The organism is Pontibacter ramchanderi (assembly GCF_002846395.1).
Lineage (GTDB): Bacteria > Bacteroidota > Bacteroidia > Cytophagales > Hymenobacteraceae > Pontibacter > Pontibacter ramchanderi.
Genome location: NZ_PJMU01000003.1, coordinates 971,011 through 984,315 on the forward strand (window position 1 = coordinate 971,011; position 13,305 = coordinate 984,315).

Sequence of the window (13,305 nt, forward strand, 5' to 3'; positions counted from 1 at the left end):
AAAGAAACGATACTAACGACATGATTTCGATTATACTTCTATCTGGATTTGGGATTATCAATCTCTTCGTAGGTTTCCTGAAATCTAAAAGAATCCTGTTGCCGCTGTCGCTGCTGTTCCTGGCGATTGTGTTCGGCATCAACCTTCTCGACTGGAACGACACCAAGAGTTATTTTGATAACATGATCACCATCGACAACTACGCGGTGGCTTTCACAGGGATCATGGTTCTTTCAACACTCCTGATGCTTCCTTTCACGCAGCACTACATTACCCGCAACGACGAAAACATCGGCGAGCTTTACGCCCTGATTCTCTTCTCGCTGGTGGGCGCCATCATGATGGTGAGCTACAACAACATGCTAATGCTCTTCATCGGCATTGAGATTCTTTCCATTGCCATGTACGTGCTGGCTGGTAGCGACAAGAGCAGCATGCGCTCCGCAGAAGCTGCCCTGAAGTACTTTCTGATGGGTTCTTTCTTTACGGGCGTGATGCTGTTCGGCATTGTGATGGTATACGGTGCCACAGGTACATTTAACATCTCCGAAATTGCAGGCTCAGCCGAGGCTCTGGGCACAGGCGGCGCGAACAACGTCATGTTCATGCTCGGTGTGCTGATTATCATCATCGGTATCTCTTTCAAAATTTCTGCCGCTCCGTTCCACTTCTGGACGCCTGACGTGTACGAAGGTACGCCTACGGTATGGACGGCTTACATGTCAACGGTCGTAAAGACGGCTGGTGTAGCTGCTTTCTATAAACTGATGGACGCTGCCTTTGCAGCTTCTTACCCAGCTTGGATGCCAACCCTGGTAGCCATTGTGGTGCTGTCGCTGCTGGTTGGTAACATTGGTGCGGTGGTGCAGCAGAGCATGAAGCGTATGCTGGCCTACTCCAGCATCTCGCACGCAGGCTATCTGCTGATGACACTGCTCGCCTTCAATGAATTCTCGACCTCAGCTGTGCTATTCTACTCGTTTGCCTACTCTACTGCTTCCATTGCCGCATTCGGCGTGCTGCATCTAGTAGCCAAGCAACGCGGTAGCGAGAAATACGAAGCCTTCAACGGGCTGGGCAAAACAAATCCGCTACTGGCCTTCGCCGTAACGGTTGCCATGCTGTCGCTGGGCGGTATACCGCTGACGGCTGGTTTCTTTGGTAAGTTCTTCGTGTTCTCTGCTCTGGTGGAGAACCCTGATATGATGTGGCTGATTGTGGTTGCCGTAATTCTGGCTGCTGTAGGTATTTACTACTATTTCCGTGTGGTGATCGCCATGTACCTGCACCCTGTTGCAGAAGACCATACACCGATCAAGTCTACCAGCTTTATCAACGTAATGCTGATCATCATTACTGCCCTGACGATTCTGCTAGGTATAGCGCCTGCTCTTTTGAGTGGGGTGTTGTAAGGTATAGCTGATGATATGGAAGCGGCTGCTCTGAGAAAGGGCAGCCGCTTTTTTGTTTTTGTGTTTGCCGGGAGCGTCCACGCTTGTGTCTACTATAGGTAGGGGGCTGGCTCTTATATAGCTATAGCTGGCTGCATGGTTATACCTAAACCTATACCTAGCGTAGCTGCGAGCTAGCTCTACTTAGGCTGTTTTGTTTTATAGCTTCGCCTGTGCGGCGGGCACCTTCTTTTTGTCTTGACACAAATCGAGGGCCCCTACCCCCAAAGAAGGCAAAAAAGTCAAGACGCTCCAAACTCGCTGAACGCTCGAACAGTGGAGCGTCGAAAAGTGCACCTGGCTAAAGCGATCAGTTTCATTGCTTCCGGGGCTAGTTACTCTTGTTATACATACCTACCAGTGGGTTTAACAGTAGCTACAACGCCTATACCTTTGAAATAGTAGTAACAGAAAGTCCCCCTCCTGTTTTTAGGAGGGGCTAGGGGAGGTAATTCCCCTCTCGGGAGGGGCAGGGGTGGGTTGAATCAGTGGTTATACTAAAGTGCGACGACTACAAAGCCTATATCTAAAAACCGACAGTAAAGGAGAGTCCCCCTTTGAAGGGGAAGGGGGATGTCAATCATGCACTGGCATCCTGTAAATCCTGATTCAGACAAAAAAAGGCTGCCCTTACGGACAGCCTTTCTTTATTTCTGTATACCCATACCTTACGCCGGCAGGTTCTTCATTTTAATATGCAGTTCATCCAGTTGCGCATTGGCAATTGGTGATGGAGCGTCGATCATCACATCGCGGCCTGAGTTATTTTTCGGGAAGGCAATGTAGTCGCGGATGGAGTCGGAGCCACCGAATAGCGAGCACAGACGGTCGAATCCGAAAGCAATGCCACCATGCGGAGGAGCGCCGTACTCGAAGGCGTCCATCAGGAAGCCGAACTGGGCTTTGGCCTCGTCGTTGCTGAAGCCGAGCAGGCGGAACATCTGCTCCTGCAAGCGGCGGTCGTGGATACGGATAGAACCTCCCCCTACTTCCACACCGTTGATCACCATGTCGTAGGCGTTAGCGCGGATGTCGCCTGGGCGGTCGTCGATCAGCTCCAGGTCCTCTGGCTTAGGCGACGTGAACGGGTGGTGCATAGCGTGATAGCGGTTGCTGTCTTCATCCCACTCCAGCAGCGGAAAGTCGACTACCCACAGCGGCGAGAACACGTTCTTGTCACGCAGACCAAGGCGCTCGCCCATCTCCAGACGAAGCTCGTTCAGGGCCTTGCGGGTTTTGTCTCTGCCACCGGCCAGCACCAGAATCAAATCGCCCGGCTCAGCATTGAAAGCCTTGGCCCAGGCCTGCAGGTCTTCCGGGGTATAGAACTTGTCAACAGAGGACTTCACAGTGCCGTCTTCCTGCACACGAGCATAAACCAATCCTGTAGCCCCAATCTGCGGACGTTTTACAAAATCAGTCAGTTCGTCGAGTTGCTTGCGGGTATAGCTGGCGGCGCCTTTGGCGTTTATACCTACCACCAGTTCGGCATCGTCGAACACCTTGAAGCCTTTGTTCTTCACCAGCGGATTCAGCTCCACAAAACGCATGTCGAAGCGGGTATCTGGTTTGTCGGAGCCATAATACTTCATGGCATCGGCATAGGTCATGCGTGGCAGATTGGCAATGTGTACGCCTTTCACTTTCAGGAACAGGTGACGGATTAGGCCTTCAAATGTGTTCAGAATATCTTCCTGCGTTACGAAAGAGAGCTCGCAGTCGATCTGGGTGAACTCTGGCTGGCGGTCGGCACGCAGGTCCTCGTCGCGGAAGCACTTCACGATCTGGTAATATTTATCGAAACCCGACACCATCAGCAGCTGCTTAAAGGTCTGCGGAGACTGAGGCAGGGCGTAAAACTCACCTGGGTTCATGCGACTTGGCACCACAAAGTCGCGGGCGCCTTCAGGTGTCGACTTGATCAGGACTGGTGTTTCTACCTCAATGAAATAATGCTCGTCCAGGTAGGCACGCACGGCACGCATCATCTGGTGGCGCAGCTCGAGGTTGCGGCGCACAGGCGTACGGCGCAGGTCCAGGTAGCGGTACTTCATGCGCAGGTCGTCGCCACCGTCTGTCTCGTCCTCAATCATAAACGGAGGCAACTTGGCTGCGTTCAACACTTCGATCTTGGAAGCGTGAATTTCGATATCGCCTGTCGGGATCTTGTCGTTTTTGGAGTAGCGCTCGATCACCTTGCCTACCACCCTGATCACGTACTCGCGGCCAAGGCCACGGGCTGCTTCAAACAAATAGGCTGGCGTAACGCCGTCCTCAAACGTGAGCTGCGTAATGCCGTAGCGGTCGCGCAGATCGATCCAGAGCATGCCGCCCTTATCGCGCAGGCGCTGTACCCAGCCTGTCAGTACAACCTCTTCGCCTACATTGTCTATTCTTAGTTCGCCGCAAGTATGTGTCCGGAGCATAAATGTCGTTTTGATATGATATGATGCAAAAGTAATAATTGTTTCGCTGTTGTGCCGCGAAAAACGATCGCTTCACCAGGTATAATATTCCTGTAACGTTAATCTCAGGTATCATCAATCACGTTATTATTCCCATGGTCGTTCCATCTGAAGAAAACTTGCACGGAATTACCCGTCATTCAGAATAGAACCTGGTTTGAAATAGAGCGCCTCTAACCCCTGTAGGTGAAGCCACCGCTACTTCAGAAAGTAAGGATTCTCTTTTCCAGGATCCTTTCCGGATAACAAAAGTATAAGATAGAACGGCACTGGGATATTATACCTGTGCCTGAAATAAAGCCTTGGTTATGAAACGTCGTTTGTTCACCTTCCGAAACATTGCGCTGGCTATCATCCTGCTTGCATTGCTTATGATGCTGGTAGGATAACTCTTTGTCTATTCGCTGCCTAAAAGTAAGCGCATGCGCTTTACGTTGTTCACCTGTATAGCATCGGGCGCCATCTCCAGCATTCGGGCGATGCTTCCCTTCGACTTTCCTCCGAAAAGCACTACCTGTAGCCCTTGCATCTTTGCACTTTGCCGCTGCCCCGGGCTCACATGCTTGCCGTTTGCGGTTACGCCATGTAGTTGGTTGTCCAAGGCTTGCTTTGCAGAAAGGTCGAAATCCTCTCCGGCGTCCAGCATCAGCGTGGCCTTGGGCTCGAGTTCCCTTATCGTATGCAGCATAGCCGCATCATTGAAAATAAAAGCCAGTTTTTCGACAGGGTAGTTGTATTTACGCAGCAAGGCCAGCACCGACTCTGCGTAAAACGCGTTGCGGCTTTGGTCGTGGTTTCGGATATCAATATGCAGGTAAGGCCACTCCGCATAAGTCTGAAAACGCTGCAGCATCCCCTCCATAGTGATGATCTTTTCGCTGTGGAACAGGTCGTACAATACACCTCCCTTATACCTTATACCCACCACCTCGGTAGCAGGAAGTTCTGCGATTATACCTGCGCCTTCGCTCATGGTCTCCAGCGTATTGTCATGGTATAGAATCGGCACACCATCTTTACTCACATGCACATCCACTTCTACTCCATCGGCGCCGTCTTCTTCCATCGCCTTCGCAATGGAAGCCATACTGTTGGCAGGCAGCGGATTGTAAGGATTGAGCGGAGAGAAAAAACCCGAACCGGCATGGCCGATCACCAGTGTACGGCGGGAATAGATACCTGACTCAGGCTGCAGGACGTTGTACACACTCAGCAGTAGCACTGCCAAACCGAGTACACCAACCAGCAAGGCAGTGCTTCTGCGCTTTAGAAACGGGGACTTCTGCTTCGACTCAGTCAAATTCATTCACAAACTTAATGGTATATCTTTTAACTTTGGAACGGATTTCCTTAAAAAAATCATAGGCCGATCCATACGCCTTAACGTTGCAATATGTCGTTTCCTCAACAAACTACTGCCGATAATCTCGCTACTGCCGATCAGGCCGGGGTACACAACCGGCTTATGGTGCCGCTATCGCTTATCATGCTGATTGCCTTTGTCATCCGCATGGTGGCTGCCTTCTTTTCGAAGGGCTTCGCCTTTCACGACGATCATTTTGATGTGATCACGATTGCGCAACACTGGCTTTACGGTTTGCCCTCGTGGTTGCACGAGCCCATGCCGCCGCGTCATAGCATGTTTTATGCAGGTATACACTATGGGCTGTTTTACCTGATGGAAAGTATTGGCATCACCAATCCGGATACCAAAATGACCATCGTGCGGGTGCTGCACGGCTTGTACTCGCTGCTAGTCGTGTACTATGGGTATAAGATAACGGAACGGCTCTCGAACCAGGCCAATGCCCGCCTTGTGGGGCTGATGCTGGCGCTGATGTGGTTCATGCCTTTTATGAGCGTGCGCAACCTGGTCGAGATGGTGTGCATTCCGCCCTACCTGGCCGCGTTTTATTTTATGCTGAAGCAGGATGACCAGAAACGGAACTTGCATTTTATGTGGGCCGGGGCGCTGTTTGCACTGGCCTTTGTGCTGCGTTACCACGCCGTGCTGTTCGCAGTTGGCGCAGGCATGGTGCTGCTCTACCGCCGTCAGTGGAAGGAAATAGCCTGGCTGGTACTGGGATTCCTGCTGATGGCCACGCTCGTACAGGGCACGATCGACCTGATCTTTTTCGATTACCCTTTCCACTCGGTGGTGACCTATTTCTTCTACAACGCCGACAATGCCTACAATTACAGTACCGGCCCGGTATACCGTTTCTTGCTGACCATACTGGGCTTTATGGTGCCGCCCATCAGCGTATACCTGTTGCTGGGCTATAGCCGCACGGCCAGGCTGGCTCCCATGCTCTTCTGGGGTGGTCTGGTCTTCTTTGTGGTGCACTCACTTTTCCCTAACAAGCAGGAGCGCTTTATTCTGCCCCTCTTCCCGCTTATCATGGTATTGGGCGTCATCGGCTGGCAGGACTTTGTGCGCACGGCTAAGTTCTGGCAGAACCGCAAAAAGCTGTTGGCCGCCAGCTGGACCTTCTTCTGGATCATCAATATTATAGTGGCCGTAGCGATGTCGTTTACCTACACCAAAAAAAGCCGCATAGCGCCGTTGGTATACCTGAGCGAGAAGCAGGACATGGATGCCGTGTTGCTGGAGTTTGGCAATTCCTCCATGAAGCAGCCGCCGCTCTTTTACCTGAACCGGCTGGCAGCTGAGTTTCATGAGTACCACTTCAACCTAAAGCGCGACTGGGACGAGTACAAAGCCGGCAAGCCACTCCCCGAGAACTTTGCAATGACGTATAGCCTGAACGGAGAGAAATCACTGGACAGCCTGCAAACCGAGCTGAGTCTATACCCTTACCAGCCCGACTATGTGGTGGTGGTAGGTCAAAAAGACCTGGAGGAGCGCATGAAACGCATTCACAGCCTATACCCTGCACTGGAACTGGAAACGACCATCACGCCCTCGCTTTACGACCGCGTGCTGCACTTCCTGAACCCACGCGTGCACAAAGACGAGCACGTACGCATCTACCGAATTCAGGGCCAAAACTAGCGGGTAAAGGTATAGAGGTAGTTGAGCAGGAAGTTCCAGACGAATACCACCACAATGGCAATAAACTTGGAAACGTAGAAGTTAAGCTTCGCTTTTTCGGTGAGCAGGTAGACGATCAGGTTGTTGAGTGCCAGTCCGGCCACCGCTACCAGCAGGAATTTGGAGAACTGCCAGCCTATTTCAGGATCGTGGCTATGAAATGTCCAGAGGCGGTTGAGGATGTAGTTGTTGATGCTGGCCAGCACAAAACCCAGGCTATTGGCCACGTACTTGTTCCAGCGCAGCTTTTCCTTTACCAAAAAGGTCACGCCGAAGTCGATGATAAGCCCCGTAAAGCCCACCAGACCAAACTTCAGGAATTTAAGAAAGAAAGCACCTATACCTTCGGACATGCCGGCAAATGATTGAGATAGGGTGTGTGAGGCCGATGGCAACCTGATCCAGTGGGTAAAATTAAGCAAATCTCACGGAATGCCAATTCTGGCTTGGTTGATGCAGCTCAGCAATTGGTCGACGAATTAAGGATATTGGTATAAATTATTTTGAAGCACGGTCTCCAATGCTCTTCTTTGCTGTAAGTATAAAAAATACGTAGGCGGTGCACAAGTATAGCAAACATGAAACTTTACTTTATATTTGCACTGCCTTTCCGCACAAAGGCGTTTAGCAGCCTGCTGTAACACTCACCCAATTTAATTATGGACGCCATTAAACTTTTTGCGGCCTCCCCGGGTTATGGTTCAGCACGCGCAGCCAAGCGCTAAAGTTTTAACAGAGATAATTGATTCACAAAGACATTGCCTGGAGCTCCCCGCTCCGGCAATTATAGGCACACTTGTTTAAGGTGAGATGTAAGTAAGTTGCCGACCCGCAACCAAAAAACACAACAACACAACCAGAGAGAAGCCATACCTGTTAGGTATGGCTTCTTTTGTTTCTGCCACCTGTTGCGCCACCGAATCAGGTAGACCTACTTTGGCGGTCAGGTCGCACAGGTAGTTCCGGATCATGGCTGTTCATGGCCGGGCTGTCCTGCGGGGCTTTCTGGCCTTTCAGCAGGTTCATTATCCCTCCGGCATTTTCCCCTGCGGCCTCTTTCTTCAATCCGTCCCTTACATGGTCTTTGGCCTCTTTACGGACTGGATTGCCTGGTTTGGGTCAAGTCTAAATTTATTTACGATTCGCCCGTCAGCTGTCCTTTTACACTGTTGATGATGTTTCCTAACATAGCATTTACGTTGAGATGACACTTAAAAACAGACAGTTGGAATTATACAGGTCACTCCAGCTGTTTCATTTCCAACGTGCTTTTTGTATAGAAGACAGAAACTCCACCAGCTACAAAGCGGCAGACACGGTTTCGGCTTTGGCAAAATAATTGCTACAGCTCATCACAGTTCTTATTAATTGATACCTTTGCCCCAACAAACCTATGAACATGCGCTACCTAGCCTTTTTAGCTATTATCCTGATTGCCGGCGTAACCCTTGCCGACACTAAACTGAAGAAAACGCAGATCACCAAAGAGGTAAGTATTATGCTGCCCCGCGATTTTGCCCCTTTGCACGACGATGGCATTGCCAGCAAGTACCCCGCCGCCAATAGGCCGGTTGCCGTTTACTCAAGCCCCAATGGCCAGGTCGATTTCAGCATGACGCAGAAGCGATCGCAGTTTGGCGCCCAGGACCTGAAAATGCTGCGCGAAGTGTACAAGGCGAATCTGCTGGAGCGCTTCACGAAAGTGGATTTCATTCGGGATGAGGTGGCCAGCATCAACGGCCGCGACTACATTGTATTTGAGTTTGTTTCGGTGATGGCCGATGAGCGTAACAGCAGCCACCTGGCGCCTGTGCAGAAGTATAGTATTATGCTTTATACCGTTCAGGGCAAGCAGTTGATGGTGTTCTCGCTACACATGCCGTTTATGATGAAAAACAACTGGCAGGACACTGCCCGCGAAGTAATGGGTTCTGTGAAGATCAAGTAACATACCTATACCTTATACCTGAACAATGAAGCCTCTCCTTTCCTGGAGGGGCTTTTTTTGTATCTTGTGCAAAAGCAAACGATACACTTAATACCTGTGGACTTACTTTCTATACATAGCGACGATCATTTCATGCAGGAGGCCTACAGGCAGGCGACCTACGCCTTTGAGGAGGGCGAGATTCCGATCGGGGCCGTAGTGGTGAGCAACAACCGCATCATTGCCAAAGCCTATAACCAGACTGAGAAGCTCAACGACGTAACGGCCCATGCCGAGATGCTGGCACTTACCGCCGCAGCGGAGTATCTGGGCAATAAGTACCTCAATGACTGCACCCTTTATGTGACTGTGGAGCCTTGCGTGATGTGCGCGGGAGCCAGCTACTGGGCACAACTAAAACGGGTGGTGTTCGGAACACCAGAGCCCAAACGCGGTTACAGAAGAGTGGGCAACCTGCTGCACCCCAAAACCGAGATGGTGAGCGGCGTAATGGCCCAGGAGTGCGCCGAACTGATGGCTTCGTTCTTTGCAGCCAAAAGAAAATAACTAACTTTGAAACTCACATTTCAAATGCATACGTACACCTATAGATCTGTACGCATGCTATTTTTTCACATATAAAACCACATAAAACTATGGCTTTCGAATTACCGAAACTACCGTACGCCTACGACGCGCTGGAACCACACATTGATGCGCGCACCATGGAAATCCACCATACAAAACACCACCAGGCCTATACCGACAACCTGAACAAGGCGATCGCGGGCACTGAGATGGAAAACATGAGCATTGAGGAGATCATGCAAAATGTGAAGGAAGATAACAAAGCCGTGCGCAACAATGGCGGTGGTTACTACAACCACAACCTGTTCTGGGAGATCCTGTCACCAAACGGTGGTGGTCAACCATCGGGCGAACTGGCTGAGGCGATCAACTCTGCGTTCGGTTCTTTCGACCAGATGAAAGAGAAGTTCAACGCAGCTGCGGCTACCCGCTTCGGCTCTGGCTGGGCCTGGCTTTGCGTGAAAGACGGCAAGCTGGAGATCTGCTCTACACCAAACCAGGACAACACGCTGATGTCGTTTGCAGAGGGTTGCGGCGGCCAGCCGATCCTGGGACTGGACGTGTGGGAGCACGCGTACTACCTGAACTACCAGAACCGCCGTCCGGATTACATCAACGCATTCTGGAACGTGGTGAACTGGGAAGAAGTAACCCGCCGCTACAACGAGGCGAAGTAAGGTATAGCCTGACACTTCAAAAACAAGAAAGCCCCACCTTTTCAGGTGGGGCTTTCTTGTTTTCAGTCCTCTCGGTGTCCGAAGGGCCCGCGAGTGTCTATGCCAATTGCAGCGCTATACCTGGCTTCGTGGCTAACCAGACATTCGCAGCCGCAAGGTGTTTTATTACTTTGCTGCAGCAACCTGTTTGTTGTTTTTATACGCTTCCACGCCGGCATCCAGGAACTTCACAAAGTTCTCCACACTCAGGTCATAGGCAATCGGTTTCACCAGTACATTTTCGTTTTCGTCCATCAGCACATAGTAAGGCTGGGCGTTCACGTTGAATTTGGTGATCTGGTAGTCGGCGTACTTCTTGCCGAGGGTTTTCTTCTCTTTACCGTCGTACTCGCTCACGTACCATTCGCTTTCCGGCAGGTCGCTTTTGTCATCCACATACAGGGCAGCGATCACATAGTCCTCCTGCAGGCGGCGCAGCACTTCGGGGTGCGACCACACATTGGCCTCCATCTCGCGGCAGTTCACGCAGCCGTGACCAGTAAAGTCGATAAAAATTGGTTTGCCCTGTTCGGCGGCGCAGCGCTTGGCCTGCTCCAGATCGAAGTAGCCCTGCAAGCCGTGCGGCAGGTGCAGGAAATCGGCATACTTAGGCGGCTCACACAATTGGTTATTGGACGTATATTGCGCTGAGCTTCCTCCTCCACTCTGCCGCACGAGCGCGTTGATATCAAAATCGTGGGTGGACTGCGGTGGCAGGTATCCCGACAAAGCCTTGAGCGGCGCACCGAACATGCCCGGAATCAGGTATACCACAAAAGCAAAGGTAGCGATGGCCATAAACACACGCGGCACACTGATGTAAGGCAGATCAGAGTCGTGGGCAAACTTGAGCTTGCCCAGCAGGTAAAAGCCCATCAGGGTAAAGATCACGATCCAGAGTGCCAGGTATACCTCGCGGTCCAGAATGCCCCAATGGTATACCTGGTCGGCAATGCTCAGGAATTTAAGTGCCAGCGCCAGTTCCAGGAAACCCAGCACTACTTTCACAGAGTTAAGCCAGCCGCCCGACTTTGGCAGGCCACTGAGCCACGACGGGAAAATAGCGAATAGTGTAAAGGGTAGTGCAAACGCAAGCGAGAACCCGAACATGCCCACCACCGGGCGCAGCGTTTCGCCGCCGGCAGAGGCAACCAGGATACTGCCCACAATCGGGCCGGTGCACGAAAAAGACACCAGCACCAACGTGAAAGCCATGAAAAACACACCCAGGATACCACCTTTATCAGCTTGCGCATCGGCTTTGTTCAGCCAAGAGCTGGGCAGTGTAATCTCGAACAAGCCCAAAAAGGACATACCAAAAATCACGAACACGGCAAAGAACAATACGTTAGGCAGCCAGTGCGTGCTCAGAAAGTTAGCCCCGTCGGCCCCAAACAGCTTGGCCACAATTGTGCCGGCAATGGTATAGATGGCGATTATGGAGATACCGTACAAAAAAGCCTTTCCGATAGCCTGGGCGCGACTTTGGCTGCTGCCCGTGAAGAAGCTCACTGTCATGGGCACCATCGGGAACACGCAGGGCGTCAGCAAGGCCACCAGTCCGGAGCCAAAGGCGATCAGCATAAAGGCCCAGATGTTTCCCCCGGATGCATCGTCTTCGTCAGAAAAGTCTATGAGGGCCGGTGTTACGGTTTGCTCCGTTGTTGCTTCACTTTCCAAAGCCTCTGCAGCTGCCAGCGCCGAATCCTGTGGCAAAGCAGGCGGCACTGCCGTGTCAAGGCCATCGGGTGCAGTGGCTTGTGTGGTCGCTTCCTCAGGCGCATCTTTTACGGCTTCGAGGGGTGTTTGGGCAGGTATAGCGGCTGGTGTTACGGCACCGTTGGCGGCCGTAACTTTTACCTGCGCATTAGTGAAGGCAAAGTCATCGTCAAACGGAATGCACTTGCCATCAATGTCGGTGCATACCTGGTACTCGTAAGAGCCTTTCACCACCAGCTCGGGTTGCAGCACTTTTACTTTTTGCCTGAACTGAGCAGTACCTACAAAATAGGTATACTCCCCCTCCCACAGCTCGTCGTATTTCTTTTTGGGGTTGATGGGTTTGATCTTGCCCACCAGTTGGTAAGACGGATGCTTGGCAAACGTAAACTCTGTTACCATCGGTCCCAGGTCCGGGTCAAAATCAGAAGAGTAGAGGTACCAGTCCTTGTCGATTTTCACATTGAAGATGAGCTCGATCTCCTCACCTACTTTCACTTCTTTCTTGGAGACGTCGTAGCTCCAGGAAGCTGGCTTGAGCACCTGCGCCTGCACCGTTTGCGCTGCAAAGGTCATCAGCACCAGCAGCAGCCAGGTATAGCGAAGCGTTAGCCGCAAATTATTTCTCATAAGGGTATGTCTAGTTAAATCTGGCAGATCTCTCAGCAATTAAAGCGCTACCACAAAAGTACGGATTTTGGTTGAAAGCCTCACCTTCCTGTCCGCGTCCTAAGTTCCGGAAAGACAGATAACAGGCTGCAGACTGCCAATGTTCATCTAGCGGCTACAAATGACACCACCCCCGTGCGGCAGTTTCGAAAGACGTAGCCTACCCGCCTGGCTCCCAGTTGTTGGGCCTATACCAAAATCAACAGCATCCCATTATAATCTACTGATAGGCAATTACATACCATTCACCCTGAATTATAAGCCATTCACGGATATAAACAGAACTGAGAGAAGAGTAAAGGAATTATCCGCAGCCGCTATATGTCTATTTTATATCCGATTAATTATAAACCCTGCTACTAAAACTATGATGACAGACTTTCAGCCAAAGGAACACAACGCCATCAAAACGGTTTGCGGCAAACAGCTCGATGCTACTTTTAAAGCGATCAAGCTGGTGCGCGACGAGCGGCACAATTTCCATATCGTGTACCGCACCTTCTCCGACGAATTTATTTACTCCTACTGCAATCCCTTCCTCGATACCTCTTCAGAGCATGTTTACAGAGTAATTTCCGAACAGGAAGCCAAGGCCATCTTTCTGCCTTTGCTTTCATTGGAAAATGCCCGCGAGTTGTTCAGCACCGCCCAGGCACCCACCATGCAGCTTCTATACTAGCCAACTGAAGACGTATCTATATGAAAAGGTGCCCCA

11 protein-coding genes are annotated in these 13,305 nt (G+C 51.2%); 6 read left to right on the plus strand and 5 right to left on the minus strand.

The genetic code is table 11. From position 1 onward, the window contains the following. The first annotated feature begins 20 nt into the window (after nt 1-20). A complete protein-coding gene (locus BD749_RS16815) occupies nt 21-1,412 on the plus strand; it encodes an NADH-quinone oxidoreductase subunit N (RefSeq protein WP_101446476.1) in 1,392 nt (463 codons plus the stop codon). A gap of 707 nt (nt 1,413-2,119) precedes the next feature. Here BD749_RS16815 and aspS read toward each other — a convergent pair. Together aspS and BD749_RS16830 are read right to left on the minus strand one after the other, a co-directional pair. Further along, nucleotides 2,120-3,877: an aspartate--tRNA ligase gene (aspS, locus tag BD749_RS16825; protein WP_101446480.1), complete on the minus strand. Its 1,758-nt coding sequence runs from the start codon at nt 3,875-3,877 to the stop codon at nt 2,120-2,122. Between the two features lie 436 nt (nt 3,878-4,313). After that, on the minus strand, nt 4,314-5,222 hold the full coding sequence (locus tag BD749_RS16830; protein ID WP_101446482.1) for a glycerophosphodiester phosphodiesterase: 909 nt from the start codon (nt 5,220-5,222) through the stop codon (nt 4,314-4,316). 87 nt (nt 5,223-5,309) lie between these two features. Here BD749_RS16830 and BD749_RS16835 point away from each other — a divergent pair, with 87 nt between their 5' ends. Beyond that, a complete protein-coding gene (locus BD749_RS16835) occupies nt 5,310-6,932 on the plus strand; it encodes a glycosyltransferase family 39 protein (RefSeq protein WP_101446484.1) in 1,623 nt (540 codons plus the stop codon). On the opposite strand, the gene BD749_RS16840 is transcribed toward BD749_RS16835, so the two are convergent. Both BD749_RS16840 and BD749_RS19495 read right to left on the minus strand, forming a co-directional pair. Then, entirely contained in the window at nt 6,929-7,324 is a 396-nt protein-coding gene (locus BD749_RS16840; protein WP_101446486.1) for a GtrA family protein, read from the minus strand. The genes BD749_RS16835 and BD749_RS16840 overlap by 4 nt on opposite strands. A gap of 447 nt (nt 7,325-7,771) precedes the next feature. Then, nucleotides 7,772-7,942, minus strand: a complete 171-nt coding sequence (locus tag BD749_RS19495) for a hypothetical protein (RefSeq protein WP_180336438.1) — start codon at nt 7,940-7,942, stop codon at nt 7,772-7,774. A 428-nt stretch (nt 7,943-8,370) separates the two neighbouring features. Here BD749_RS19495 and BD749_RS16850 point away from each other — a divergent pair, with 428 nt between their 5' ends. The 3 genes from BD749_RS16850 to BD749_RS16860 all read left to right on the plus strand — a co-directional run bounded on the left by BD749_RS16850 (nt 8,371) and on the right by BD749_RS16860 (nt 10,163). Continuing rightward, a complete protein-coding gene (locus tag BD749_RS16850; RefSeq protein ID WP_101446739.1) occupies nt 8,371-8,919 on the plus strand; it encodes a hypothetical protein in 549 nt (182 codons plus the stop codon). 96 nt (nt 8,920-9,015) lie between these two features. Beyond that, complete coding sequence (locus BD749_RS16855) at nt 9,016-9,465, plus strand: nucleoside deaminase (protein WP_262503003.1); 450 nt, start codon at nt 9,016-9,018, stop codon at nt 9,463-9,465. 89 nt (nt 9,466-9,554) lie between these two features. Next, nucleotides 9,555-10,163 (plus strand): superoxide dismutase, encoded by a 609-nt coding sequence (locus BD749_RS16860; protein ID WP_101446490.1) that lies wholly within the window; start codon nt 9,555-9,557, stop codon nt 10,161-10,163. Nucleotides 10,164-10,328: 165 nt separating this feature from the next. Here the strand turns inward: BD749_RS16860 and BD749_RS16865 are convergent, their stop codons facing one another. Beyond that, entirely contained in the window at nt 10,329-12,551 is a 2,223-nt protein-coding gene (locus tag BD749_RS16865; RefSeq protein WP_101446492.1) for a protein-disulfide reductase DsbD family protein, read from the minus strand. Between the two features lie 406 nt (nt 12,552-12,957). Between BD749_RS16865 and BD749_RS16870 the strand changes: the two genes are divergently transcribed. Beyond that, nucleotides 12,958-13,269 carry a hypothetical protein gene (locus BD749_RS16870; protein ID WP_101446494.1) on the plus strand — a complete coding sequence of 104 codons (312 nt, stop codon included), beginning with the start codon at nt 12,958-12,960 and terminating at the stop codon, nt 13,267-13,269. Nucleotides 13,270-13,305 lie beyond the last annotated feature (36 nt).

What these genes read in the sequence shown, in the direction of transcription:
- BD749_RS16850 (WP_101446739.1), top strand. Translation starts at nt 8,371, where the DNA reads ATGCGCTACCTAGCCTTTTTAGCTATTATCCTGATTGCCGGCGTAACC.
- BD749_RS16815 (WP_101446476.1), top strand. Translation starts at nt 21, where the DNA reads ATGATTTCGATTATACTTCTATCTGGATTTGGGATTATCAATCTCTTC.
- BD749_RS16830 (WP_101446482.1), bottom strand. Translation starts at nt 5,222, where the DNA reads ATGAATTTGACTGAGTCGAAGCAGAAGTCCCCGTTTCTAAAGCGCAGA.
- BD749_RS16840 (WP_101446486.1), bottom strand. Translation starts at nt 7,324, where the DNA reads ATGTCCGAAGGTATAGGTGCTTTCTTTCTTAAATTCCTGAAGTTTGGT.
- BD749_RS16860 (WP_101446490.1), top strand. Translation starts at nt 9,555, where the DNA reads ATGGCTTTCGAATTACCGAAACTACCGTACGCCTACGACGCGCTGGAA.
- BD749_RS16870 (WP_101446494.1), top strand. Translation starts at nt 12,958, where the DNA reads ATGATGACAGACTTTCAGCCAAAGGAACACAACGCCATCAAAACGGTT.
- BD749_RS16865 (WP_101446492.1), bottom strand. Translation starts at nt 12,551, where the DNA reads ATGAGAAATAATTTGCGGCTAACGCTTCGCTATACCTGGCTGCTGCTG.
- aspS (WP_101446480.1), bottom strand. Translation starts at nt 3,877, where the DNA reads ATGCTCCGGACACATACTTGCGGCGAACTAAGAATAGACAATGTAGGC.
- BD749_RS16835 (WP_101446484.1), top strand. Translation starts at nt 5,310, where the DNA reads ATGTCGTTTCCTCAACAAACTACTGCCGATAATCTCGCTACTGCCGAT.
- BD749_RS19495 (WP_180336438.1), bottom strand. Translation starts at nt 7,942, where the DNA reads ATGATCCGGAACTACCTGTGCGACCTGACCGCCAAAGTAGGTCTACCT.